Below are 26,186 nucleotides of genomic sequence, written 5' to 3'. Positions count from 1 at the left end.
TTTGGGAAAACTTGGCGCGCTCATATTTGCGTATTTAACCGATGCCGTCTACTGCGAACCGATGCCTCGGGTCAATACTGAATTGGTCGAAGAGCTTCGGCGTTGCTATACAGGCTTGTGGGACACCAGCGTGCTGAGGACCTTACCGAGCATCGCTTAAGTCAGTGGCGGGCCAAGTTTGGAGTTTGGCAAGGGGTCAACTTTGCGTAGCAACATCCGCCACGTTACTTAAAAGTCTTGTTTGCAAACAAATCATCAAGAATGAGCCGGAGTTCCTTCCCGACTTCTCTTCCAGCATGTGACAGTGGTCGTTGTGTGGTCGTGGCCAAAACCACAGTTCGCCCCAACTTGGCATCAATAATTCGTGAAGCTTGCAAAATACCAGCATTGACCTCCCGACTAATCGCATGTCCGCCCAGTACCGCGTAAGCGCAGCCGCTTGCAGCGAATTCCTTCTGAAGCGGCAACGAGTCGGCTTCCATCACAATGCGAAGATTAATGTGAGCTCGTTTTGAGAACTGCTCTAGTGTCAAACGTAACCCATTTGGGGCACCGGGCAAAACAAGTGGCACATCAGAAAGCTTATCAAATTCAATTGTCGGTTTTGAAGTTAGCCGATCACCGGCTCTGCCCACGAGATAGGTGTCGACAACTCCGAGCACTTGTTCTTGGTTAGCGACCGATCCCCCATAACGAAAAAGAATTCCAATGTCGACTCGACCAGAGTTTAGCCATTCATCGATTTGTCCGTTTGAGCCTTCAAAAATATGCAGCAGGACACCAGGAAAACGTTCATGGGTACGCCTAAATAACGTTTGAATCGTCGGGGTGGAAAGTGACGGCAAAAGACCAATACGAACTTCACCAATTGGTATTCCAGCGCCGGCCTTCATTTCCTTTGATATTTGCTCCGCTTCCGCAAGTAGTGCCTTAATACGCGGGAGCATTGTTTCGGCAAAATCGGTCAGTGCTACACCACGACCTGTTCGATAAAATAGCTTCGCACCGCATTCACGTTCGAGTGCCGTGACACGGCGACTTATCACAGACTGAATACAGTCCTGCGCAAACGCCACCTTAGTCATGCTACCCAATTCGGCGAGTTGAACAAACAGTTTCAGCGATTCAAGGTTCAAAGGTGATCACTCTAGAAGTTGATCTAGATAAGTGTAACAAATGCCTTCACGTGCTGCGTTGTTCTCGACCACCACGCGGGGCAGAGCCGTCGGGTAATCCTTGCTCGATTAATGTGTCGCCAGCATGGCCAAGGGTTGGCGCAGTGGCAAGCTTGTCAGCCCCCGGTAGGCCGGATTAGTGCCCCATTGCGGCTCGGCGTTGCGCAGACGGAGGTCGGGCCAGCGTTGCAGCAATTGCCCAAACACCATTTCGGCCTCCATGCGGGTGATGGCAGCACCGATGCAGACATGCGGCCCCGAGCCAAAGGCGAGGGATGCCCCCTCATTGCGCGCAATGTCCAGCGCATCGGGCTTGGTGTAGCGGGCCGGATCCCGGTTGGCCGCGCCTATCAAGGGCAGCACCAGATCGCCCCGGCGCAGCAGTTGACCATGCAGCACCAGGTCGGTTACCACGCGCCGCCCGGTGTATTGCACCGGGCTGTCAAAACGCAAAAACTCGCGAACCGCGCTGGGCAGCAATGCCGGCTCCTGCTTCAAGCGTCGCCATTGTTCGGGGTGCGTCAGAAGTGCTTGCAAGCCATTGCCCAGCAGATGGCGCGTCGTCTCGTGCCCGGCAAACAGCAACATGGCGCACTGCGCCAGCAGCTCAGGTCCACCTTGAATCTGGCCCGCCGCTTCGGCTTGTAACAGGCGGGTGGTCAGATCGTCACCCGGCTTTTGGCGCTTGTGCTTCAGCAAGACATCAAAGAATTCTCCCATCGCCACCAGACTGGCCTGCGCGCGACGTGCCTGCGCTCGCGTGGGAAGCGGTGTGCCGATAAAAGCCGCCAGGTCATCCGACCAGAGCATAAAGTTGCTTCGCCGCGTGGGCTCGATACCCATCAGCCGGGTCATCACATGCACCGGCAAAGGCCGGGCTACCTGCTCGATAAAGTCAAAACTGTCAGCCGCCTCTGCCTGATCGAACAGGTGGGTGACGGTTTGCGCGATGAAGGGTTCCAGCTCTTGAATCACGCTGGGCTTGAATCCCACTTGCAGCACCTTGCGGATGCGAGGGTGATCCGGGGCGTCCAGAAACAGCAAGGCGCGGGCAAACAGGCGTTGAAACTCGCCCAGTTCGCCTGGGGACTCTTCGCGATCCTTGACCCAGGCACCGGTGCGTTGCGCTGAAAACCGGGGATCGCGCAACACCATCTCGACATCGGCATGGTCGGTCAGCAGCCAGGCCCCGCCAAAGAACTCGTCGCTCCAGTGGATTGGCCCAGCCTCCCGCAGCGCCTGATAGGTGGGATACGGGTTGGCCAGAAACGCCGCGTTCACCAGCGGGCAAGCCGTGGACTGCGGCTTGAGTACGGCATTCATCAGCAGGGCAGGGGCTGATTTGTCGGGCGTTCACCCTGCGCCTTCAGGCCCAGGCGCGTGAACAGCTTGCGGTCCAGATCAGCTTGAGGATTGCTGGTGGTCAGCAGTTTGTCGCCGTAAAAGATCGAGTTGGCACCGGCCAGGAAACACAAGGCCTGCAGGGCTTCATCCATCTGCTCGCGCCCAGCCGACAAGCGCACCATGGTGAGCGGCATGGTGATACGGGCTATGGCAATGGTGCGCACAAATTCAAAGGGATCCAGCGGGGGCGTGTCAGCCAAGGGTGTGCCAGCCACCGGCACCAGGTTGTTGATCGGGACTGACTCCGGGTAGGGCGTCAAGTTGGCCAACTGGGCGATCAGGCCGGCGCGCTCCAGACGGGCTTCACCCATGCCGACAATGCCGCCACAACACACGTTGATGCCCGCCGCGCGCACATGACCCAGGGTGTCGAGCCGGTCCTGGTAGGTGCGGGTGCTGATGATACTGCCGTAAAACTCCGGCGCACTGTCCAGATTGTGGTTGTAGTAGTCCAGTCCGGCATCTTTGAGTGCTCGCGCCTGCTCGGCTTCCAGCATGCCCAGCGTCATGCAGGTCTCCAGGCCCAGGGCGCGCACTTCGCGCACCATCTCGGTCACACGCGCCATGTCGCGTTCTTTGGGGCTGCGCCAGGCCGCACCCATGCAAAAGCGGGTGGCACCCTGGTCTTTGGCGGCTTGGGCGGCTTCAATGACCTCGGCCAGCGGCATCAGCTTGCTGGCTTCAATGCCACTCTCGGCAGTAGCCGCTTGCGGGCAGTAGCCGCAGTCCTCTGAGCAGCCGCCGGTCTTGATCGACAACAGCGTGGACAACTGCACCTGGTTGGCGTCAAAGTGCTCGCGGTGCACTTGCTGGGCTTGAAACAGCAAATCCATGAACGGCAGCTCGTACAAGGCGGCAATCTCCGCGACGCTCCAGCGCGCAGGGGTTGCCGGGGTGGTGGCCCGTGCCGGAGCGGGACGCAGGGAGGAGACGGGAATGGAGGTAATCGTAGTCATATTATGTTTTCAAAGAAGAAACCAACGAGGGAGAAACAGACGAGAAAAAGGCACGCAATGCGGCTTGATCAAGATGGGCTGCCACAGCAGCCGGCGTGGGCTCTGCCAACCACGGCACGCATCCCCAGCAGGGAATGTGTTGTTTTTGAAAGCGTTGCCGCAGGGTTGTCACATTTTTATCCAGCCACGCCATGCCGGGGCTCACGCTGTTGCCGACCCAGCCAGCCAAGCTAAGGCCACGGGCGCGAACAGCCTCGGCCGTGAGCAAGGCATGGTTGATGCAACCCAGGCGCAAGCCGACCACCAGCACCACCGGCAACTTGAGGTCGCACGCCAGATCGGCGCTGTCCCAGTCGTCACCCAGTGGCACGCAAAATCCGCCTACGCCTTCCACCACCAGCACGTCGGCACGGGCAGCCAGTGCATGGGCTGAGCGCAGAATAGCGTTGCGGTCAATGGTGCGGCGCTGGAGCGACGCGGCAATGTGCGGCGCGCATGCGGCCTCGAACTGGAACGGACCCACCTCGGCATCGCTAAGGGTCAGCGCGCTGGCCTCACGCAGGGCGCGCACATCTTCATTGACCCACTGGCCGTCGATCAAGCTGGTGCCAGCGGCTACCGGCTTGAATGCGGCGCTGAGAAAACCGTTGCGCGCGAGCCAATGCAGCAAGGCCGCGCTGATGCGGGTTTTGCCCACCTCGGTGTCGGTGCCGGTGACGAAGCAAGCATTGAGCGCGGTGTTCGGCCTCATGCCTTGGCCCCGATTAAATTTGCGGCGGCCTGCGTCAAGCCCTTGATCAGTCGCTGCACATCGTCTGCCGTGTGGGCTGCACTGAGCGTGATGCGCAGGCGGGCTGTGCCCACGGGCACGGTGGGCGGGCGAATGGCGGGCACCCACAAGTCTTGCGCATCAAGTGCTGCGGCCAGCGCCAGGGCTGCCGCGTTGTCGCCGACGAGGAGGGGTTGGATGGCGGTGCTGGACGCCATCAGCTGCCAGCCAAGCGTCGGGTTGGCTTCGATCAGGGTCGTCAGCCCGATGCGCAGTTGCGCGATCAGTTGCTGGAGCTGCGTGCGCCGTTGATTTCCCTCTTCACTGCCTATCAGGTGCAAACTCTCCCGCAGTGCATGGGCGATGGCAGGTGGTGCAGCCGTGGTGTAAATATAGGGCCGTGCGGTTTGGACCAGCCAGTCGATGATGGTCGAGTGTGCGGCGACAAAAGCGCCGCCCAAGCCCGCCGCCTTGCCCAGTGTGCCCATGTAAACCAGGCGCTTGCTGCGCAGATTGAAGTGTGACAGACTGCCCCGCCCCTGCGCGCCCAGCACGCCGAAACCATGGGCATCGTCCACGATCAGCCAGGCATCAAAACGTTCGGCCAGTGCCAGCAAGGCGGGAAGGTCGGCCAGATCGCCGTCCATGCTGAACACGGCATCGGTCACGATCAGTTTGATGGGTGTGGTGCAGTGTTCCAACTGACGCGCCAACACCGCCAGGTTGCCGTGCGGATAACGTTGCATCGGTGCCTTGGCCAACAGCGCGCCGTCAATCAGTGAGGCGTGGTTGAGCTTGTCCGCAAATATCGTCGCATTGCTGTCGCCCAAAGCGGTGAGCAGTGCCAGATTGGCCATGTAGCCGGTGCAAAAGCTCAATGCGCCAGCCTGTGGGATGCAGGGTGACAACCAAGCGGCAAGCTCGTCTTCCAGTGCGGCATGGGCGCGTGAGTGACCGTTGATCAGGTGTGAGGCGCCGCTGCCGGCACCAAATTGCCGGGCACCGTCGGCCAGCGCCTGAACCAAGACCGGGTGATTGGCCAGGCCCAGGTAGTCGTTGCTGCAAAAAGCCAGCAAGTCACGTGCGGGCTGGTTATCCCGGCTGACCCGTTGGTGCGGTCCGCTGGGAGACTCGGTGATGCGGCGCTGGCGTATGAGCCCCTGCGCCTCACGCTCATGCAGTTGGTGGTTCAGGTGCGCGATCAACATCAGGAGGAATTTGGTTCAAAACATAGTTCAGTGTCGCCAGCAGACGCTCGGCCAGCCATTGCGACAGGTCCTCAGTCAGGACGTAGGGTGGCATCAGATAGACGGTGCGCCCGATCGGGCGAATCAGCAGTTCGTAGGCCCGGCCGGCCAGGTGGAAACGTTCGGCAAAGCGCGGGCCGATGAGGGGCTCGCGCACGTCAAAGGCCCAGATCATGCCGAGCTGGCGAAAGTGTTCGATGCGTGGGTCAGCCGCCAGGGGGGCAAGCGCCGTGGTCAGGGTTGCCGCCTGCTCCCGGTTGTGACGCAAGACGTCTTCTTGGGCAAAGCGATCGAGCACCGCCAGCGCGGCGCGGCAGGCCAGCGCGTTGCCGGTGTAGGAGTGCGAATGCAAAAACCCCCGCGTCACGTCGTCGTCGAGAAAGGCTTCATAAATGCTGTCACGCGACAGCACCAGGGAAAGTGGCAGGTAGCCGCCACTGATGCCTTTGGACAAACAGATCAGGTCCGGCCAAATAGCCTGTTCACCCGGCAACGCCGCCTGCTCGAAGGCAAAGAAGGTGCCGGTGCGCCCGCAGCCCACCGCAATTTCATCGGCAATCAGCGTCACGTCAAACTGGTCACACAGCTTGCGTGCGGCGCGCAGGTAGGCTGGGTCGTAAAAGGCCATGCCGGTGGCACCCTGCACCAAAGGTTCCAGAATGAGGGCGGCGATGTGTGCGTGGCGCGCTTGCAGCAAAGCTTCCAGCTCAGCCGTTGCGCGCCGGGCCACATCGGCAGCAGATTCACCTGTCATGGCCTGGCGGGCATCGGGCGACATCACTTGGTGCGCGCGCATCAGCAGCGGGTCGTAGGCGTCGCGGAACACTGCCACATCGGTGACCGCCAGCGCGCCCAGGGTTTCGCCGTGGTAGCCCTTGCGCAGGCATACGAACTCGCGTTTGTCGCTGCGCCCCAGGTTGCGCCAGTGGTGAAAACTCATCTTGAGCGCAATCTCTACCGCCGAGGCACCATCACTGGCAAAGAAGCAGTGACCCAGCGTGCCGCCGGTCAGGGCCGAGAGGCGTTCCGCCAATTCGACCGCTGGCGCGTGGGTGCAACCGGCCAGCATCACATGAGGCAAGGTTTCAAGCTGGTCTTTGAGGGCGGCGTTGATGCGGGCATCGGCATGGCCGAACAGGTTGACCCACCAGGAGCTGCTGGTGTCAAAGTAACGCTGACCTGTGTCGTCGAATAGCCATGGCCCTTCACCGCGCACCACGGCCAGCGGCGGCACCTGGGCGGCGCGCTGCATTTGTGTGCAGGGATGCCAAACAGCAGCCAGGCTGCGCTGGGCTAGCGAGCCAGTGGCAAGGCCATGGGCGCTTATCTTCACAGGTGCTGGGTTGGCACCTTGTGGCGCAACTCGGTTTGCTTGTTTTTATCGTCGACAAACACCAGATTGGGCTGGTGGTTGGCCACTTCCTTGTCATCCACCTGTGCAAAGGCGGCGATGATGATCAGATCGCCCACCGAGGCGCGGCGTGCGGCCGATCCGTTCACAGAAATCATGCCGGAGCCCCGTTCACCCTTGATGGCATAAGTGATGAAGCGCTCGCCGTTGTTGATGTTCCAGATGTGAATCTGTTCATTCTCGACCAGATTGGCTGCATCCAGCAGGTCTTCGTCGATGGCGCATGAGCCTTCGTAATGCAGTTCGCACTGGGTTACGGCCACACGGTGGATTTTGGATTTGAGCAAGGTGCGAAACAAAATTACTCCAATGTTTGCGTAATGCAGTGTTCCATTCTTCTTAGAACTTAACTTTGAATTTGCAAGAATAACATTCTGCAAGATGTCACGATTCACCTACGATGTGTGGCTTGATGGCATGCATCTGCCAATGCCTTATCACGTTGCTGGGGCTACCCTTAATCATCAATGCCATATTTCGCGCGCTCCAGTGCGTGGCGGCGTCTGGCGTGGTTTGGGTGGCAAATGCCACCAGTTGGGCCACGTCAATCTTTACCGACGGGGCGCCGCACGACCGGTCGCTCTCTATGCCTTGCAAGCCGCAATCCAGTTAACGTTAGCGCCAACGCGTAACCTGCACGCGCCCGAAGCCAAGTTGCTCGCCGATGTCTTCGCTCTGCAGGCCCTGAGCGGCCAGCAATACGATCTGTGCGCGCAGAGCCATCCTGTTGCTGTCGAACTTGGAGCTGGCTAATCTCGTGAGCTCGAATTTCTGATTCATCAGCCAACTCTATTGCCAGGGCAAATCACAATTATTTGCTCCAATGAAAACAGAAGTAGAACACTGGAGACGGGTAATTCTGCTCAGTTCAATCAAGAAACAAACACCACACTAGGCTTTTAGAATAGTTACTGCGCAATTCCCTCCCGCCCCCAAAACATGTGCAAGTCCGACCTGCGCATTTGGTACTTGGCGCTTTTCTGCCTCGTGTCTGAGTTGCCACACGAGTTCAACTACTTGGCCAAGATGCGAGGCACCGACCGGTTCTCCTTTGCACACTAGACCTCCACTGACGTTGACCGGGTACCTACCGTCGATCTCGGTAATCCCTTCATCTATAAGCTTTCCAGCGTCACCTTCCGGGCAGAGCCCCAATTGCTCGTAGATCTCAATCTCGCAGAAAGCATCTGTGTCTTGGACTTCGAATAGGCTAATATCTTTCGGACCGATACCCGCCTTCTCGTAAGCTAGAGCACTAGTCCGTTCAGTCGGTCCAGGATTGGTCTTGGTCGCACTTACACTGTCTAACGGTACCCTAAAGTCCGCCGAGTAGAGCGTCAATGTGTGCGTGCAGGCCGCAACCGTCACTGGCTTCCTACTGGCCAATTTCTTCGCCTTCTCACGGGTAGCCAGAATCACAGCCGCTGCCCCTTCGTTCGGTGCACAAATTTCCAACAACCGAATTGGATCGCAGACTAGTTGTGAATTCTGGATTTCCTCCAGAGAGAATTCCTTGCGGTACATTGCATATGGGTTGTTGACGCTGTTGCGGTGACTCTTGTGCGCAACCTTGGCGATGTGCAAATCGGTCGTCCCGAATTCATGCATGTGGCGCCTAGCCCTCATAGCCCAGTAACTCGGGTTAGTCGACATGCCCATCTCAACCTGCCAGCGTTCGTACAGCATCAATGGGTCCATGAAGCCGCGGGGCATCTTTTCGACACCGAGAACAAGAGCGGTCTCATATTCGCCGGCTTTCAATCCCTGGATGGCTTGCTTCATCGCAACTCCGCCGCTGGCGCATGCCGCCTCCACGTCGCAGATTGGAATGCCGGTGGCACCTAATGGGCGCATGATCCGGGCGCCGGCCGTCGCTGGTAAGTACATGGTCGAACAGTAAGCGGCCTCAATGCTGCTCCAGCCGAGACCCGCATCTTTCAGTGCTTCCCGCACCGCGTGCCGTCCGATCTCTCCATAGGTTTCATCGGGGAATCTTCCGAAGCGATGCATGCCAGCCCCAATAATCACGATTTCCGTATCACTCATTTGCAGTCCCATCTAGTGGATTTATGAATATAGATGTCGGCATGTCAAATCAGACAGGATCGAATCTGAAAGCGATGACTTCTTGCCCGTTTTCATTTACGTAGAGCGGATAGGCGACAAACTTGAGTTCCATACCGATCTGATATCTTTCGACGTCACCGCCGAGTGGCGACTTGACGCGAATGCCGTCGGGCAATTCAACCAGTCCTTCACCCATTGGAACCTGTCCCTTGAAATCGCCGGGTGGCTTGTTGCGAATTACAGTGAATGTCCAAAGTGTTCCCCGCACGCTCAGAGGGACGGTTGTAAGTGATTCGCCAGCGCAGTTTTGACAGCTCGATACCTCACCAAGACTCACCTCTCCGCAGCTGGAACATTTGCTGCCCAATAACCTGACCTCACTCAAAGGCGTCAGAGGCGCACTCAGAAGCTTTTCCCTAACTGGGATCTGGTTGACTAGATCGTTTATAGCCATAGCTCATCACCTCGCTTTTCTAAAAAAACAGGCACTAGACCCCTAGGAGACCGTGTCTGACCTGATTCGTTGAAATTCTAAAGAGGGCACTAACGCCGAGGTACTACTCCAGCTGCATATCAGGTAGTACATATCAAGACGGTTGTTCGAGAATCTTTGGTCTAGAGTAACTGTTGAAGACCTATCAATTGGTCCTGACAGAATGGATCGATGTTGCTGGCGTCGAACTCTTAGACCGCCGCATTGAGCTTCAGTCCGAACGGCTCCGTAGCGAACAAGAGATGAGCCAATCCAATCAGGTGCTAGGCGAAGTCCGCATAGATTTGCTATGGACGTGAGGCTTTCACATTTGCCAGCTTATTGCGCGAAATCGTCTGATAGCGAAAGCCCATGTGGTACAGCCGTCGGGATTTGGCACGTAAATTGAGCTTGATGTCGCGCAACGATTCTTGGTAGGTCAATTGGGCGAATGCCATGGTGAAGAAGTGGTCTAGACACGAGAAGTCTTTGACATTGTGTTTTCCATTGTGATCGGTAACAAAGCGGAGAAAAGTGCTCAATGGTAGATGGCGCATGATTTGCGCAAAAACTAGCTTGCCTTGATGCATGGTGTTTGGGGCGAAAACCCGCAAAAAAACACAAGTCTGACTCTCGGCGAAGTTCAAATCGAGACCAGACTCAAACACTGGATTCAACATGGAGATCATTAACTTACGACGTCCTGAAGTACAAACGTTGGGACACATACTGATATGTGTCCTATGCATAAGTGCCCTAAGTCGTCATAAAATTCATTGATATGGACGTTTGAAACCAGGTATCGGCCAAAAGCTATGGTTCTAAACTTCTCATCGGGGTGGACTTGTTGTTGTCGCTAAATTTATTGAGTGGAAATTCTATGGAAGATCCTAATCAATGGTCTCATGTCTATGAAAAATTAGACGAGTCAGGAAATCAAATCGACGTTGCTGAAAATGTTTTGCTCATTGCATTAACAGTGCTCTTTTCTTGGCTTTTTGCGATTTCGACGAGTGTCGTGTGAATCGAGATAATTCGTCGATTTCTTAGGCACGGAGTGTGCGTTTCGCATGTTTTCTCATCGATACCCTGGTGATCAGGGCAATCTTCCCTTCGATCCGAAAGCGGTCGATTACTTGTAGTGCATTCATTCTTGGGCCCAGTCAGGTGTCAGTCGGTGGCGCAATTCATTACCCCAGAATCTTGCGAGCCATGCTCCAGCGATGCACCTCGCTCGGACCGTCATAGACGCGAAAGGCCCGTATGTCTTGGTAAATGCGCATGACGATGGTCTCGCCCGTCACACCTTGACCCCCAAGGATCTGCACGGCACGGTCGACCACCCGGCATTCTGCCTCGGAACAAATGGTTTTGGCACGACTGGACTCAAAGTTAGCCTTACCACCCTGATCCAGCACCCAAGCGGTGTGCCAGATGTGCAGACGTGCAGTCATCATGTCCATGTCGTTGTCGGCTAACATGAACCCCACGCCTTCGTGCTCGCCCAAGCGCACGCCGAAAGCTTGGCGCTTGCGCGCATAGTCAAGCGCGACATCATGGGCACGCCGGGCTTGTCCAAGCCAGCGCATGCAGTGTGTCAGCCGTGCCGGGGCCAACCGGATCTGGGCATAGCGAAAGCCCATGCCAATCTCGCCCAACACATCCGCAGAGGGTACGCGCAGATTGTTAAATCGGAGGACGCCATGGCCGCCAGTAAAACACGAATCCATTGCGTCCATGTTGCGTACCAGCTCAATGCCGGGACGGTTCATGTCGGACAGAAACATTGTCACTGTGCCGTCTTCCATTTTCGCCATGATGATGACGTAACTGGCGCCATCAGCGCCGGTAATGAACCACTTTACACCATTGATCACATAGTCGTCGCCATCGCGCACAGCGGTAGTGTTGAGCATCGAAGGGTCTGCACCGGCGCCCGGCGGCGGCTCGGTCATGGCGAAGCACGACCGCGTGTGGCCCTGGACCTGAGGGCGAAGCCAGCGCTCTTTCTGTACATCGGAGGCAACCGCATCCATCAGGTGAATGTTGCCCTCGTCAGGGGCATGAATATTGAGCGCAGATGGACCTAGGGTAGAGTAACCCGCCTCCTCGAAAACGATGGCTTTCTCGAGGTGTGACAGCCCGAGTCCACCAAATTCGCGCGAGGCGTGGGGCGTCAACAGGCCGACCACGCGGGCCTTGGCGACAAGCTCGGCGCGCAGCGATTCACTTGGTCCATGAGAGGTCTGGCGGGGATCGTTTTCCATCGGAATAATTTCTTCAGAAATGAATCGTCGTGTGCGACTTTGAAGTTCGACAAGCGCCGGGCTAAGTGAAAAATCCATTGAATTCCTCGTTGGTTTTTGATGTGTTCATCAAGTCGAACTTGCGCAGACGTTCAAAAAGAATGTCATTTTGGCGCGTTTTCCATTTTTTAGAACACCAGCCCGTTCCAGTAAAGTTTGGACGAGATCTGCATGGACTGGGTATGATCGTCGCAGCGACTGCTGAAGTTGAAGTGCGGGCGAAAAAAATAGATTTCCCAATTCATTTTGAATGACAGCTTGGATATTCTGGAACCAGTATTTCCTCATAGGCGCATTAGACCTGATTGAACGTTCCAGAATTGTTGGCCTGCAAGAACCCTGCAGCCACCAAGCGTATGAACGCCGTCGTTATTGAGCTCATTGGAATGCCGGTTGCCTTGGCAACAGCGGTCTGGTTGATGGGTGCAAAGTCTTTGGTTTTTAAAACGTACCTCAGGTGCTTGAACAATCTGGCTGCATTCTTGGGTAATTGCGTCGCCAAGACCGATCCCGGCGTGGCGCCAGAAAATATTTTCCTTTTATCTTGACGTCGGTGGCGGCCAGAATGCTCTGCGCCACAGGAGGATCGTCCGTTGTAGCAGGCGCACCAGGGGAGAGGTCTGACAGTTCTGTCATCATGTCGGGGTGTGGCGGCTCCGAATCGATCAAATTGCCAATCATTTGGTACACCTGTCTCAGGTTTTTCTCCATGGCGGCGACTGTTTTCGACAGGCGGGCGATCATCCTTCAGTTCTCAAACAGCGTGTCATTGCCCAAGTGAAATGGATTGGATCTGACCACTGTCTGCATGGGTTCGCCATAACTTTGAACCACCAGAGCGAACTGGGTGGCCGCGCCGGTCATGCCGTGTGCCGGTGCCGATTGGACACCCCCGCCAACACACTGAGCGTCTGTACCCACGTGTTGGTCTGCCTGACTGGGTGCGCGCCCGCGGCATGTCCATGTCCTAGATGGGCATCATGGGTGCCTAGCTCCACGGTCTAGGGTCAGGTGGTCACGCTCAGCAGCGTGTCCGTGAGCGTCGCGCTGGCAGCGTTGGCCGCCCGCAGCGTCATGGAGTCGACGTTCTGAACAAGACGGGAACGTGTCTACGGTGTCGAAAACAAGGTGTGACCTTTTTTGTATTGACGCACTGACTTCAACTGACATTTATTATTCGTAGAATCCCATCCATCCAATCAATGGCGACGAATGCTTTTACCATGATTCAATAATGTCATCGATTCCGTCCAACTTGCCTGAGAATACACTTTTCCCTCCTGACGGCTTCGTGCCCATTCCTACGACGGATAATGTTTACGGCCTGACGGGACCGTTCTACGTTGCTAGGGATGACGGGAAGTTTGTCATTGGTATTCACGTTGATATTAAGTACAAAGGAAGAATCAACGGTCTATACGGAAGCATGTTGTCCGTGATTGCCACCTCCGCATTAATGTATGCTACGACGCAATCGGTCCATCCCGCGCTCAAAGTATTTCCGACGAGCGTCTCGGTGAAGGTTGAGCCATTTGCCAACATTGGGGAATGGGTTGAGGCACGCGTCGAGTCGATTCAGTTCGACAGCCGCGAGAGTTTTTCGACTAGCACTTTCGGTCACACCGATAAAGAAATTGGCGGAGTCTCTACATCAACCTGCACATTTTGGAGTAGCGGCGAGCTCATCGGCCATGCCAGTGCAACCTTTCATATTTTGGATGCGAATGGAGCATGATCAGCGCAATCGCCGCGTTCAGATGTGAACTTATTATTCGTTACTAGGCGAATCAATTCGGCCTTGTAATACAGGTCCCGACATGAGCAGCGGTAATTGCAGCCGCTAAAACCGTCCCTGAATTTATCGCGCGCCACGTCTGGAATTACGCGATTCGGCACTCCAATGCAATGCACTAACTGTAATCCAACGTGGTTAGCCGAGGGCAGCGCTACGGCCAAATGAGGTGGGATTTAAGCCCAAGTGGAACGTAGCAGTATTACCCCCATTGTTTATCGGTGTCAGATGTAGTCGGTTATTCAGCCTTGAGTAAGCGCAGCTTTTGGTTATCTCGCCCTTGGCCATGTGAGAGCGATCATGATCGTAGGACCAGGCCAATTGGGTGGCGTGATCCTGAACCTCATCAATACTTGACTAGGAGTCTGGGCGGCAGAAGAAAAGACATTCAATAAACTGTGTTTTTAGGGGTACTTGACCCCTTAGCTACATCGAAATAATGCAGCCTGAGCCGTTCTGAGTGGTCGAAATTTTCAGTCCGATTTTCAAATCCTTCTGCCGCCCAGACTCCTAGCGATTTTGCGAAAGCAACCCGTAGTGAACTGTCCAGTTGAATCTCTCGACATAGGCGTTTTTCTGGAGGTTGTAAGGCTGAATGTGGTCAAACCGGGCAAACAGGTACACGAGAGCAAGTGCATGCCGACGAGCAACAGCGGGTGCCGTCAAACCTACCGCGTCGGCCAGTCGCATGTTGAAAAACTCATTCTTGGCTGGATTGACAAGTTTCAACTCTTCAAAAATTGATCGAGTGCAGCAGCTACCTGCTCAGGCTGATCGTGCTGAATGTTGTGACCCGCATCAGAAATGGTCACAACAGAGCGGTTTTTAAAGCAGTCCAGGCGTCGTTGCAATTCATCAGGTCGGCTTGCAAAACGCTGATGAACATAACCTTGATCAGCCATGAGCATCAATACCGTGGCCGTGATGCGCTGCCAACTGGCCATGGAGTCCTCGACCCGGTAAAGCGTGGGTGATGGAATTTTGTGCCAGGGATCACAAGCCATGGCCACCAGGCCATCCGGTCTTACATAGCTCACCGACCGGGACAAGAATTCGGCACGATTCGCGGTCAGTCGATGGTTGACAGACAACAGTCGACGAGCCAATGCCTCATGACCCTGGTAACCCCTCATCTCAGGTGTGGCTTCCAATGCGGTAAGCCATTGATTGAGTTGCTTGGAACCATCGGTATTACCGGGCAATGCCAGCCCCAGAAAATCCATCATCACCAGTTGGGACACGCGCTCCGGTCTTAGCCCAGCGTAGTTACTGGCAATATTGGCCCCCATGCTGTGTCCGACCAGCCGCACCGGGCTTGGGGAGTAATGCGCCAGGATGCAGTGCAGGTCAGCGTAGTAGTCAGGAAACCAGTACGGACGCGATAGCCACTGAGATTGCCCATAACCACGCCAATCGGGGGCAATGACATGCCAGGACGTCTTCAGCGCATCCACGACAAACTGGAAGGTCGCCGACGAGTCCATCCAGCCGTGCAGAAAAAACACGATGGGCGCCTTGGGGTCGCCCCAGTGCCGGATGCCGTAGCGCAAGCCTCGCACGGTGATGTGTTCAGTGAATGAAGCGCAATGGGACATCGACGGTCTTCCTGTTGAAAATAACGCAGGATGGCCAGTGAGTCACGACCATCCTGCGCTCACTGGCATGGGCTCTGATCGGTGCGTCTTTGCCCTTTGGGCAATTTCACATCACCAACCATTGCCTGTCTTTACTTCTTCTTGACAACAGCCTTGCTTGCTTTTGCGGGAGGGGTGGCAGCAGCTTTCGCCGGAGCAGCAGCTTTGGCCGGTGCTTTCGGAGCCACCTTTGCCTTTGGGGTCGCAGGTGCCGCGGCAGCAGGAGCTGGAGTCGCCTTCAGAGCCAAACGCTGATCACGCAGGGCTTTGATTTCTGCCGCAATCTTGTCTTTGCGCTCGGTCAATTTGGCAATGCTTGCGGTGATCTTGGCAATCGCTTTAGCGGTCTTGGAGACGGCTGCCTTCTTTGCAGGTGCCTTTGCCGCTGGCTTGGAAACTTGCACTGGGGTCGCTGTTTTCTTGGGAGTTGCTGCAGCCTTGGGAGCCGCCTTTTTTGCTGTTGCCATGATCAATTCTTTCTTGGTTGTTAACTGGCTCTGAATTTTCGCCAGTTACATATTGTCATCAATATTTCTCATTTCCCCAATAAGCCTTGAAGTCACAGCCTTGAAGCCATTCGATCTGGTGGCCAGCGTCTCAAGATGCCTCTTGAGCACACCTACAATCCGGCCTCTTTTTCTGCTGCCTGGATCACGCGCCAATGAATATCACCGTTAACGAAGAACTCAAAGCTTACATCGATCCGTTGACGTCCGATGAACATGAAGCCCTGGAACGCAGCCTTCTGGCGGAGGGCTGTCGTGATGCCCTGGTCCTGTGGGGCGATGTGCTGGTGGACGGTCACAACCGATACGGAATCTGTCAAAAACACGGATTACCGTTCCAGACTGTGCAGAACACGTTTTTCAAATCAATGGGCGACGTTCACCTGTGGATGATCGACCAGCACCTGGGGCGGCGCAGCGTGTCAGATTTTCAGCGAGGTGTCCTGGCGCTTCGCAAACGCGAAATCCTCTCCGAGAGGCGTGCCAGTTCGAATACAGCTTCAAACCCGGACTCAGACCAGACTGACTCGCAAGTCCCGACATCGGCCATCACTCCCAGCATTGCGGACAGCCAGCCAGCACCCGAGCGCCTCAACAGCAGGGAGGACATCGCCAAGGCAGCGCGGCTGAGCAGCAACCAGGTCGTGATGATTGAAAAAATTCAAAAGCAGGCGACCCCCGAACTGGTCGCCGCCATCAAGTCGGGAACGATCTCACTCAATGCGGCAGCGGCCGTGGCCACTCTGCCCGAAGAAGAGCAAAAGGCCGCAGTCATTGCCGGCAAAGATGAATTGAAACAAGCGGCCAAGCGTGTGCGTGACGCCAAGCGCAAACCGCGTGACGAAGACAGTTCATCGCAAGCGGCGACTGATCCCGATGAACTCAATATGCTTCGGCAGCGTGTGGCAGAACTCACCGCTGAAAACGAGGACTTGCGCAGGCAGCTATCAGAATTGCAGAATCAACCAACTGAGAAACAAGTCCCCTGGTGATGGCTTCAGGAGGAGTCAGGAACTGCGCCCGCCGAGATCAGTATGGAGTACATGAGGCCGATGGAGACGGAGGTTTTGCAGGCAGTTACAGGGTGAGATTCAATGCTTTTTTATCCGCTCCAGCATGTCCCGGATAATGATTTTTCGAATAGACCGAAGCAGCATCACCTCGCCGCCCTGGAGCGCCCGTACTGCTTCAGGGTCCGGACTTTCTTGTATCAGTCCCTCGAACTTTTGCATGATGTTCTCAATGAGCACATCCGCTGCAGCCGGGAGTTTTTTCTCCATCGCTTCGAGTTCCCGCAGCGCTGTGCCGGTGTTCAAACCCAAACTCGCTCCAGTCATGAGTAGTCTGTCTCTGGTGATGTCATTGAAGTAGTTCGCGCCTTCGATCGACACCGCCAGCTCAACGCGTGGCCAAGTCGGTATTTGCTGCGCATAAAGCTGGGTGGCATAGACCGCCGTGCTCAACAAATCGTAAAAAGGGGCCAGGCTAACCCCTTCGCTGTTCACTCGAAAGGAGATGTTTTTCAGATGGTTGTCGCCGTTGCCTACCAGCACATTGAAAAGCAGCCAGCGGTAGAGTTGAATCCGCGCGGCCGTCTTGGCACGGCACATCTTGATGGCCTCAGCCAAGGTGTCCAAATTTGCTTGTTGGTACTTGAATGCGCGAGATTTATTCAGCAACTGGCAGGTGTCGATGATGTGAATGCGCTGAATCGATTGATCTGCAGCCCGGGTCCTGTCGAATCGGTCAACGAGGTACACGGGAGCGGGTGCATACAGACGATCAACAGCGGGCACAGTCAAACCGACCGCATCGGCCAGCCGCATGGTGAAAAACTCATTCATCACCGATGAGGGGTAATGCGGGGACAGGGAGTTGGGCTTGAGGATGTGAGTGGAGGGCGTGCCTGGCAAGGGTTCAAAGAGCTTTTTGCCCTCTCTCACCACGACCATCTTGTGCTGGGCGCCGGCGAGCGACATCCGCTTGGGGGCGGCCTGGGTCAAGGAGGCATGAGGCAGGTTCTTGATGCGCAGCTGCAGGTCGGCAAGCGTCAGCGACTTCAATCCTTGCTCCGCGATCGGCGCGGCAGGCTCGCGCAGCACGAGCGAGCCCGCAGACTCCGAGCCAAAGTGACTCAGCAGGCCGAACGCATCAGATTGGTCGATCTTGGCTTCCTTTGCCAGGACCTCACGCAAAAGTTCTTCAGGCAGGAGGTTATCGAAGTACCACTGTACTGGACGAACAGACGAGCCGTCTGTGTGCAATGGCGTGGTCATGGGTAAGCCATTTGACAGGCTGAACGCGTTGGCGTCTTCTAGCCAGCTCGCGTCGTATTCGAATGTCCAGATGTCGTTGAGTTCTCGCAACTGGCCGACTGGACGGTCATTGATGGAGACGTTGAGCATCCTAGGCGCGGAGATCACGATTTCGCTCCTTTTGAGGTGCGCCGAGGGGGTAATGGGCGAACGCCTTTTTCCTGCAGTTGCCGTAGCATTGGAAGGGCATTTTCGGGAAAGTCGACCTTGAGTTGCAAGCCAACTTCCTCCAGAAGTTTGAGGACCAGACCGAGTTGTACGGCTTCCTTGCCTCGTTCGACCTCACCGGCGAACACGGGGCCCACGCCTGCACTGCCAGCGGCATCGTCCAATCGAACCCCTTGCGACTTGCGTGTCGCACGCAGAAGCATGCCAAGTTCAGCGACGGTGGTGATGGGGATAAGCATGGTGAAATTTCTCTAACTATATGCGAACGAATACATTTTCGTCCACCCCAACCATCTTGTCAACTTAATATATGCATTTGCATACATTAAGTAAAGACAGACCAGAAATCCAAACAAAACCACGCGAACGCATGGATTTTAAGATCAGTGGACATCTTTGATCTAAATGTATTCGTTCGCATGGATTTTATTGATGCGATAGGCAGTGCGCCAACGCGCAGCGATGTCTTGATTCAGACTGAGAGAGCGAAGTTGCTTAGCGTGGCCAACGAACCTCACCTCTGTGCCCGTACCACTGGCGTGCATCGTGCCCGCGAAGACCACCGATTCCGGCTACTTGGTGAATCCGTGTTGGGCAGGGCAGAAAATCAAAAAATGTCACCTTCATCCCAACATTGACCCGCCAGTGACTCAATTTCCTCATCTGGTTACAGGTGTTGCTCAATATGTTTACATTTGCTTACAAATTAAATATAAAGGCAAAAACTTTCAAAATATCAAATCCGATGTCTGAATGCTACTCGAAATTGGCATTTGAAATTGTATATATTTAATAAAATCAATAACTTACGATAAAATCATTGGTCGTTGCCAAAAGAAATATATAGTGCGCACTTGACAATTTGTATATGTTGTGTTGACTAGAAATAAAAGTTCGTGTTGGATATATTGATGGTCAACAAACTGCACATCGCAAAGTTTGCCATTTTAAATATAGAGGGCGCGTATGGAAAATTTCAACTCTCAAAAATACGAACTTGCTGATGCTGATGCTGTTGCAGAGACGCTTCTAGATCCGGCAATTTTCGAATTGCAAGCTTCTCAAGATGTCGATGGATCAATTCTGGCTAGATATCCATCTAGCAGAAAGCTATTTGATATTATTCAGTTTCTGGAACTTGCCATCATTATTGAACCGACCGATTCAGGCGGTTTTAAAGTCTCTGGCGCCCTTGATATGCTTCAATGGAAAGAATTGCTTTTATTGGCAAATGTTATTCAAAGGGTGATCATGAGGGCAAATATATTTCCTGATAATGTGATCAAAAGCGTGGAATCAGTGGTCCCACACAAAGAAAATAAAACATGGAATCCAATTCTGACCTTGTTTGTGGATTCGACAGGTATGAATGAGAACGAATTTGAATCGAATTTGAACCGTGCAAAATCAATCGGCATCAATGTCTTGAACGCCTTGAAGAGAAAGGACGATGACAAGACGCTACCCCTCAATTTCGATGGACTCAGCATTGAAGAGGCGGAGGCCGTCCGGTCTGTGAAATTCGAGACCTTATGTCAAGTTGGTGGGCATCCATTAAAGAAGCCCGTCGTCATTGCCATTGATGACAGCATTGTATGCAAACTGCATGGAAAACTCGGCGGTAAGCCTGACCGTAGCGATTTCAGTGGCAATAAAGAAGAATTGGTTGGAAAGTGTCGCGGCTTCATGAATGACCACAAACAACGATCATTATTTTTTAGTTTGAGTGGCGGCGGTGATATTGAAATTGGTTTTCTGGAAAAGCATGTCAAAGAGAATTTAATAAAACTGGAAAAAATAGAATGTTGGAACAGACTTCAATGTGACTGCAAAATTGAGGTAAATCAAACAAAGGATGTGCGCGGACAAACTGTTTATGTTTTCAAATCAATCATGAGATTGCCAGATCCTGTGCCAGAACCTGTGCCAGATTCTGTGCCAGAACCGGATTTGCTTTCAATATGTGTTAGCCAGCCGATGGTTGCGGAAATCAAGAGTAGCATTTCGTACGAGTCTTGTATCAAGGAGTCATTTGACGAGATAGGCAATACCGCACATCGGTATTTTTGCAGTGCGGGTGGATCACCATCTTCAACCACATCGATTTGAAGTGTTTTCCTGTGTTGACTTGATGTGTACTCTTCTATGAAAAAGGCACTGCTTGTCGCCCATTCCTGCAATCTGTGATGTGGTTTATGTTGACTGATGATGGAAAAAGACGTGTCTGGTAATGACCAGATATCAACAAATTTCCTGAACATTTTGAAATTGAATTCACGATAGAGCAGTATTAGCCGTGAAGGCCCGATCATCTTCAGAATCGACTCGAGTGGCTCCGGCGCGGTGACGCTTGGATTTTCGGGGGTTTGGATTGATCCTGCCCTGGCAATAAACAGGTTCCAGCGCGCCGGGCGGATATGGCTCAACAAAGTTGAGGCACCCGCCTTATGCGCATTGATATGTGGACGGCGAGCCAAGATGGTGTCGACCAGTTGGACAACGTCAACCAGCGCCTGGGCGTAATCCGGGTCAATTGCCAAGTTAAAGCTTGCCCGCTGTAGCGGTGTGCCATTCTGGAAAAGGTACAGAAACCGCAGAGAAGCCTGAAGTGATGGTACTGGCGTTCGTGGCGGCGCCATATGAATGGTGGACGGGTCAAGGTAACCCGGCTCGGGGGAGAGACCATGAAGCTGCGATGCCACCGCAAATGGCGACGGCCAGTTCTTGGGAATGGGCGCAGACTGCTTCCACACATACTGGTCCGAGATTTCCGGCAAAAAGTGCAGGTAGCTGCGGACAGTTGTATGAGGATGGGCATGTCCCAGGAGCCGTGCCAATGCCCACAGCGAACGACGGCTGACCGCATCCGTGCAGAGCAACAATTGACGCACATGGCTGGACCAAATGGTTGTCACCGGTTCTGAAGACCGGTGCGGCCAAATATCGCCTGTACCCTGCAGCAACATCAGCGCGACATTGTTGGCGAACGTGTGTCTGGCATGATGCAGACTCAGGTCTGAGTTGTGCGTCGCTTGTTTGATGAATTGACTGCATTGGTAGCGCAAAAGCTTCTCGTCAAGCATGCTGTCGCTGTCGGTAGAGCTGACAAACAGCGGAATTGAAAGGTCATTTCCTGAAATGCCTTCCCAAAGCCCGAAAAATCGTTGAATGATTTGCTGCTCAAGATCGGTCAACTTAAAAAGCAACGGCACCTGGCGCCTGGCCGCCGGTGTCTTGAGATCGCGGTATTTATTCTTTTGAACCAATACAACAATGGCCCCCTTGTCTGCATCGAGCCAGTCAGTGCGCATGAGTCCGGTAATTTCTGCTCCCCGTAAGCCAAAGCGCATGCCAACGAGCAGGATAAAGGCACGCGCCAAGTCTTCGCGTGAGGCCGAATCCGGGTGCGGCGCCGCCAACGAAAGTGCATAGTGGTACTCTTTTTCAAGGAGCACGCCGGGGGAAATTGAAAGAATGTCATCACCGGCGTCAATTTCACTCCAGTCGGGATCTTCTAGGGCTATGAATCGACTCATGAGTCGATGAAAGTCCCTCAGGAGTTGCAGTGCGAGCCGGCGCGTCTTGTATGTCTCGGGTTGCTCCTCCGGTTCACGTTGTGGGTCATCGGTCAAGTGTTGCTGTCCCTTGTTCTGCGATGTATCCGATGTTTCCCCCGCGCCGGGACTATTGGGGCGAATGGCGAGCCTGGCTTCCATGACTTCCTGGTAGAACGCGGTGACTTGGTCGCCGTCACAGTCGAGTAAGTCATGTTCGCAAGCGACGGCTTCAAAACAGACCGAAAGTGCGTTCAGATACCGGCTAAGCGACGAAATGGCAAGTAGTTTGCCCTTGTGCTTGCGCCAAATGAGCGACCGGATCCATTCACCGAGCAAGCGGCAACTCCGGCTCACCTGTGGGTTGTGGCGGATCACGCGGCGAAGCGCCTTGTCAAGATCGCGGCGAGGGCTGCTTTTTTCCTTTTCAAAGGTGTTCAGTTCATCTCGCAGCGCCTGAAAGAAACAATGACTCTGCTCTTGGGCCTGTTCGGAAGTCCGTACCAATTTCGTCGTTGCGGCCGGCGCAGCCTCAGGGCTTTTGAGTTTTTTCTTGCGGCCCGTGATAGGCCCCGCCGCAGCTTGTGCCGGCCGAATGTCGACGGTTGTGACCAACTCGCGCGCCATGAATGCATAAGTTGAAGAATCGGCTTGCGGCAGGTCGCTGGCATCGATGTCCTCTTCAGATGTGGCGTTGCTTTCGTCGACCAATGCACGTACCTCATGCTTGGGCAATTCCACGGCATATCCTGTTTGCACCCGAATCCAGTCCAAATGCTTGAGGCCAACGGAGACGATTTGACCGTTCAGATAGGCTGAGACAAAGCCGGGAAATTGTTGGGCGTTGGCCTGATTCACCGTGATTGCCAGGTTCTGGACAAATCCGAGGGCGCTGATATCGCTGTTTGTGTCAAGCCCAAGGATGTCCACCAGCGGTCGCAGTGATGGCGGCAAACTTAGCTTTTCTATAGTGAGCTTGTAAGAACCAGAACGCGCTGTTACCAATAGGGCGGCCGTCATCTCGCTGATTTTGTAGCGGCGAACCGGTGACGACGGATGGCGATCAAGGGAGGGTGCATGTTCCAGGAAGTAAGCCGCATTGAAACTTTGAATCCGGAAATGTTGTCGCCTCAGTACATCATTGATCACTGTCATATCCGCGACGCGTGACTCTGCCATCAATAGCACAAGGCCCATCACCAAGGCTTCACGTCGTGAAGGTGCGCGCGCCAGTCGCGATTCAAACGAGGTTCGCAGGGTAGAAAGCACGATCTCCAGTCGCGCATGAGCGCCGATCGACGCAGCGGTAAAAAGCGACGCTTCCTCGAGCAAGGGCAGATAGCGCTTCTTGATGCGCGGCTTCCTTCCCTGCTCCTGCCAATTCGTTGTAATCCAATGCCGCAAGGTGTCGTAGCGCAGACTGCCGTCGTGGTGAGGTAGGGTTTTGGTCTGATCTTCCCGATTTTTTTCTTTAAGCAACATGGCTCGGCTCAACATCTCCCAATCGTCCGATGACAGACTATCCAGTGGCCTGCCATCAACAAACAGTGTGATTTCCAGGGTCGCTTGCTGGATCGTGTTGCTGCGGGACTGCTGGCGATGTTTGCGTCGCGCCTCGAGTCCAAAGATATCTTTTTCGGAGATCGCTGAAGCGGTGCTGGCTGGCAGAACGTTGCTGGCATGACTGATTGGCCAGTTGGGCTTGAGCGGGAATTTCAGATTCAATCGAGAGAGCAGGGCGCAGAGCAAATCCTTAACATTGGTGGCGTCATCCTGCCACACGCGCGCCGAATAATGTCCATAGGTGGAGGTTCCTTGCTCGGCGTGGCCGGTCAACCCATTGACGACTTCGTGATCTGCCCCCATTCGCTTGAGCTGGGTTGGAAATCTGTGGCGCATCAGATTCCAGGGCAGCGGCCATTTGAAAAGATTCAGCCCGGACAGTGATTTTTCCGAGACTTCGAGCCAGCTTAGCCTTGGCTTGGTTTCCAATAGAAAGAAAAGCGGCAGTTTGCGGCTGGGTTGTCCGCTTGCCAAAAGTGCAATTTCCTTGCTCATGGCAGGATCGCAGGCACCAATAAGCTGCGCCAGTCGCTCAAGATGTGGCAAGTAGTGTCGTTTGATCAACTCCGCGGTGAATTCTGGCAGTGGCAATAACCTGCCTTGGGTTAAACCGCTGGATACTTTATCCTCTATATAAATATGCAGAGATCTGAAGTCGAAATGTCGAATGGACTCATGGGGCGAGGTGATCGGGCGTCCGCCCACCGCGGCGAGCAGAACGAGCACGCAATATGCGGTCAGGGCGTTATGGTGACCTGGCCATTGTTGCGGATCTACCGCCAACGCGTTGACCGATTTCAAGGCATCAGCGCAAGCTTCTCGAATGAGGGATTCAATTGGACAGAGTTCACTGCCGGCGGCATTGAGGTTGTCATGCCCGCTGTCAATTAGGGTGGGCGCCGCTACGATGACCTCAATGGCAGATCGAACCTTGCCCAAGGTGTAACTAGAGTAAGCGCATGAACCAGGCAGCCCTGAAATTGACCGGCTGGCAAGCAATTGACTGAGGACCGGATCGGCCGTTTTTTCATAGGAACTTTGTTCAAGCCAATAGGCAAGCATGCCGGAGGTGACGCGTTGCAGCGAAGGGATACTGCTGCAGATTTGATGAAACTGCTGTTCAGGAGGACGCTCTGCGAGCCAAAGTTCCATCAGCGAGGTGGCCTTGGGCGACTTTTGATGAAGTCGGGCAAGGGCTGCGGCTGCGGCAGCTGGAAACGCAATTCGCAACTGTGCAACTCTTGGTTCGACCCAGGCATCGGTTATCGGGGTTGAGCGCCAACCGGCGTGGCGACGAGGAGGGCGCCGATGGAGATAGCCGCCCTCTATGTCAATGCACCAGTCTTCTGAGTTGGCATTTGTCAGAGGGATGGCCAAGGCGGTGCGCAGAGAATTTCCGGTCTGAATTGCTGCAAAAAGCAGCGTTGCCAACTTTGTCTTTGCTAAATCCTGATTACTCCATGCCTGGTCAAGCCAAGCACCAAGTGATTGCCGTTCGTACTGGCTAGGACGATTCCAACTGAATGGAAGAAACTGGTAGTCCTCAATGGAAGAGAGAAGGACTTGTCTGACCTTGATTTCCTGGCTTGCTGGCGTGTCGCCATCGTCCACCCCAACCACGTGGGCAACTTCTTCATCCAAGTCGTCCACATCGAAACACTCGATCCCCAGGTTTTCGGCCTCCAAATTGTCCTGAGCTTCATGTTTTGGAAATACAGAAAGACGCTGGTAAGTTGGGCGGCGATGTATGGCTGGAAGTTCGATGTAGCGTCTGAAAAGACTTCTGTCCAGCGAATGAACTGAATTGACGCCGGTGTTTGGTGCCTTGCCCTGACAAAAATTGCGCAACGTCTCCAGTAATTTGGTATGACTGGGTCGCTTCATCGGCTGGGTTGTATTGTTCTGAAGACAATTTGCTGTGGTCTCAAGATACCGGGTGAGTTCGTGAAAAGAAGAACTCGGTCCATTCAGAAGCGTAAATAAATGCAGCCAGTCCGGATCCTTGTCGACGCCAAGCCGCAGTTTGTTTGTCACGTCAATCAAATAGGGGTTGGGCTCGGTTTCGCTGTAAATGGCATTCAAAAAGTGGATGAAGCACCAATCCCTTAGGTTTTCTATCCATTCTTTATCGTTCGGTGGAAGATCCTGAATGGGCCGAGCTATCAGTGCAATGAGGGGCAGGTTAAGCAAATCCCTGCCTTTCATCTCAGCGATGACTGACCGTGCCACCGGCATGGCAGGATACTTTTCGAAAATGAATGGCGAACTTAAGCAGGAATCAATCAGAGATACAAGTTCCTCTAAAAATGGCAAATCGTGCTGCCAATTCTTAATATTCGTTTTTGTCGAAGCTTGTGTGAGATAGGCCAGAACAGTACCAATGTACTTGGGGTGACTCGTGCACCCACTCGCATCCAGGACAAGAAAAAGTGAGCTTTCTACACCGACATTTGTGGCCCAATTACAGAGCTCGTGAAGCTCCTCAGGCAGCCCATTGGTCGCTAATTCAGCTTGGATGAAGCCCAGTTCAGCGAGTGCCAATTCAGGTGGAGAGTGGTCGCGAGAGTTCAAGTGGGCTCATTGGTCAAACAAATAAGGTTCGAGCGTAGAGCAATTTGGCTTAAAAAACAAGATGTAGATGCACTAAAGCCATTTATAAACATTTTATATGTTTATAATCTGTTCCGGCTCATAACCAATAAACTAAAGCATTCTGCTTGAATAAAAGCCCACACCAAGTGGGCTTTTTTTTGCCTGTTGCGTAAACATGATGGAGCAAACCTCTCGGTGGACTTTTCGGCTGTCGCGGGACGCGGGTGTCGTTGTGTCAGTTGGCCTGAAAACAAG

22 protein-coding genes are annotated in these 26,186 nt (G+C 54.2%); 3 read left to right on the top strand and 19 right to left on the bottom strand.

Features of this window, described 5'->3' with window-relative positions; genetic code table 11:
* Positions 1–224 precede the first annotated feature (224 nt).
* From PHF15_RS11750 to PHF15_RS11700, 11 genes are all read right to left on the bottom strand, one after another.
* Positions 225–1,136, bottom strand: coding sequence for a LysR family transcriptional regulator (locus PHF15_RS11750; RefSeq protein ID WP_300121362.1), 912 nt, complete (start codon positions 1,134–1,136; stop codon positions 225–227).
* Between the two features lie 108 nt (positions 1,137–1,244).
* Positions 1,245–2,498: a cytochrome P450 gene (locus PHF15_RS11745; protein ID WP_300121360.1), complete on the bottom strand. Its 1,254-nt coding sequence runs from the start codon at positions 2,496–2,498 to the stop codon at positions 1,245–1,247.
* Complete coding sequence (bioB, locus tag PHF15_RS11740) at positions 2,498–3,535, bottom strand: biotin synthase BioB (RefSeq protein ID WP_300121359.1); 1,038 nt, start codon at positions 3,533–3,535, stop codon at positions 2,498–2,500. The genes PHF15_RS11745 and bioB overlap by 1 nt, the downstream gene beginning before the upstream one ends.
* A gap of 1 nt (position 3,536) precedes the next feature.
* Positions 3,537–4,286 (bottom strand): dethiobiotin synthase, encoded by a 750-nt coding sequence (bioD, locus tag PHF15_RS11735; protein WP_300121358.1) that lies wholly within the window; start codon positions 4,284–4,286, stop codon positions 3,537–3,539.
* Positions 4,283–5,512, bottom strand: coding sequence for an 8-amino-7-oxononanoate synthase (gene bioF, locus PHF15_RS11730; protein ID WP_300121356.1), 1,230 nt, complete (start codon positions 5,510–5,512; stop codon positions 4,283–4,285). Before bioF ends, bioD begins: the two co-directional genes overlap by 4 nt.
* Positions 5,478–6,884 carry an adenosylmethionine--8-amino-7-oxononanoate transaminase gene (gene bioA, locus PHF15_RS11725; protein ID WP_300121355.1) on the bottom strand — a complete coding sequence of 469 codons (1,407 nt, stop codon included), beginning with the start codon at positions 6,882–6,884 and terminating at the stop codon, positions 5,478–5,480. Before bioA ends, bioF begins: the two co-directional genes overlap by 35 nt.
* Positions 6,881–7,261 carry an aspartate 1-decarboxylase gene (gene panD / locus PHF15_RS11720; RefSeq protein ID WP_300121353.1) on the bottom strand — a complete coding sequence of 127 codons (381 nt, stop codon included), beginning with the start codon at positions 7,259–7,261 and terminating at the stop codon, positions 6,881–6,883. The genes bioA and panD overlap by 4 nt, the downstream gene beginning before the upstream one ends.
* A 316-nt stretch (positions 7,262–7,577) precedes the next feature.
* Positions 7,578–7,742 (bottom strand): helix-turn-helix domain-containing protein, encoded by a 165-nt coding sequence (locus PHF15_RS11715; protein ID WP_300121351.1) that lies wholly within the window; start codon positions 7,740–7,742, stop codon positions 7,578–7,580.
* Positions 7,743–7,853: 111 nt separating this feature from the next.
* Complete coding sequence (locus tag PHF15_RS11710) at positions 7,854–9,020, bottom strand: thiolase family protein (RefSeq protein WP_300121349.1); 1,167 nt, start codon at positions 9,018–9,020, stop codon at positions 7,854–7,856.
* Between the two features lie 37 nt (positions 9,021–9,057).
* Positions 9,058–9,483, bottom strand: coding sequence for an OB-fold domain-containing protein (locus PHF15_RS11705; protein ID WP_300121348.1), 426 nt, complete (start codon positions 9,481–9,483; stop codon positions 9,058–9,060).
* Positions 9,484–9,809: 326 nt separating this feature from the next.
* Complete coding sequence (locus tag PHF15_RS11700; RefSeq protein ID WP_300121346.1) at positions 9,810–10,181, bottom strand: DUF4372 domain-containing protein; 372 nt, start codon at positions 10,179–10,181, stop codon at positions 9,810–9,812.
* A gap of 200 nt (positions 10,182–10,381) precedes the next feature.
* Here PHF15_RS11700 and PHF15_RS11695 point away from each other — a divergent pair, with 200 nt between their 5' ends.
* Positions 10,382–10,525: a hypothetical protein gene (locus PHF15_RS11695; RefSeq protein ID WP_300121344.1), complete on the top strand. Its 144-nt coding sequence runs from the start codon at positions 10,382–10,384 to the stop codon at positions 10,523–10,525.
* Positions 10,526–10,691: 166 nt separating this feature from the next.
* Here PHF15_RS11695 and PHF15_RS11690 read toward each other — a convergent pair whose 3' ends face one another.
* Positions 10,692–11,846 carry an acyl-CoA dehydrogenase family protein gene (locus tag PHF15_RS11690; RefSeq protein WP_300121343.1) on the bottom strand — a complete coding sequence of 385 codons (1,155 nt, stop codon included), beginning with the start codon at positions 11,844–11,846 and terminating at the stop codon, positions 10,692–10,694.
* Between the two features lie 414 nt (positions 11,847–12,260).
* Positions 12,261–12,551, bottom strand: a complete 291-nt coding sequence (locus tag PHF15_RS11685; protein WP_300121341.1) for a hypothetical protein — start codon at positions 12,549–12,551, stop codon at positions 12,261–12,263.
* Positions 12,552–13,041: 490 nt separating this feature from the next.
* Between PHF15_RS11685 and PHF15_RS11680 the strand changes: the two genes are divergently transcribed.
* The gene (locus PHF15_RS11680) at positions 13,042–13,542 is read left to right on the top strand and encodes a hypothetical protein (RefSeq protein WP_300121340.1); all 501 of its coding nucleotides are present in this window, start codon (positions 13,042–13,044) and stop codon (positions 13,540–13,542) included.
* Between the two features lie 567 nt (positions 13,543–14,109).
* Here PHF15_RS11680 and PHF15_RS11675 read toward each other — a convergent pair.
* The 3 genes from PHF15_RS11675 to PHF15_RS11665 form a co-directional block, all read right to left on the bottom strand.
* Positions 14,110–14,289 carry a hypothetical protein gene (locus tag PHF15_RS11675; RefSeq protein ID WP_300121339.1) on the bottom strand — a complete coding sequence of 60 codons (180 nt, stop codon included), beginning with the start codon at positions 14,287–14,289 and terminating at the stop codon, positions 14,110–14,112.
* 35 nt (positions 14,290–14,324) lie between these two features.
* Entirely contained in the window at positions 14,325–15,149 is an 825-nt protein-coding gene (locus PHF15_RS11670) for an alpha/beta hydrolase (protein WP_300121338.1), read from the bottom strand.
* Positions 15,150–15,325: 176 nt separating this feature from the next.
* On the bottom strand, positions 15,326–15,700 hold the full coding sequence (locus PHF15_RS11665; protein WP_300121336.1) for a histone protein: 375 nt from the start codon (positions 15,698–15,700) through the stop codon (positions 15,326–15,328).
* A 194-nt stretch (positions 15,701–15,894) separates the two neighbouring features.
* Between PHF15_RS11665 and PHF15_RS11660 the strand changes: the two genes are divergently transcribed.
* Positions 15,895–16,731: a plasmid replication/partition related protein gene (locus PHF15_RS11660; RefSeq protein WP_300121334.1), complete on the top strand. Its 837-nt coding sequence runs from the start codon at positions 15,895–15,897 to the stop codon at positions 16,729–16,731.
* A 99-nt stretch (positions 16,732–16,830) separates the two neighbouring features.
* Here PHF15_RS11660 and PHF15_RS11655 read toward each other — a convergent pair whose 3' ends face one another.
* The 3 genes from PHF15_RS11655 to PHF15_RS11645 all read right to left on the bottom strand — a co-directional run bounded on the left by PHF15_RS11655 (position 16,831) and on the right by PHF15_RS11645 (position 25,910).
* Positions 16,831–18,162, bottom strand: a complete 1,332-nt coding sequence (locus tag PHF15_RS11655; protein WP_300121332.1) for a HipA domain-containing protein — start codon at positions 18,160–18,162, stop codon at positions 16,831–16,833.
* Positions 18,159–18,461 carry a transcriptional regulator gene (locus PHF15_RS11650; protein WP_300121330.1) on the bottom strand — a complete coding sequence of 101 codons (303 nt, stop codon included), beginning with the start codon at positions 18,459–18,461 and terminating at the stop codon, positions 18,159–18,161. The genes PHF15_RS11655 and PHF15_RS11650 overlap by 4 nt, the downstream gene beginning before the upstream one ends.
* Positions 18,462–20,096: 1,635 nt before the next feature.
* Positions 20,097–25,910, bottom strand: a complete 5,814-nt coding sequence (locus PHF15_RS11645) for a hypothetical protein (protein ID WP_300121328.1) — start codon at positions 25,908–25,910, stop codon at positions 20,097–20,099.
* Positions 25,911–26,186 lie beyond the last annotated feature (276 nt).

It is taken from the genome of Rhodoferax sp., assembly GCF_028689295.1.
Taxonomy (GTDB): domain Bacteria; phylum Pseudomonadota; class Gammaproteobacteria; order Burkholderiales; family Burkholderiaceae_C; genus Rhodoferax.
This window is presented reverse-complemented; position numbering and strand designations above follow the sequence as displayed.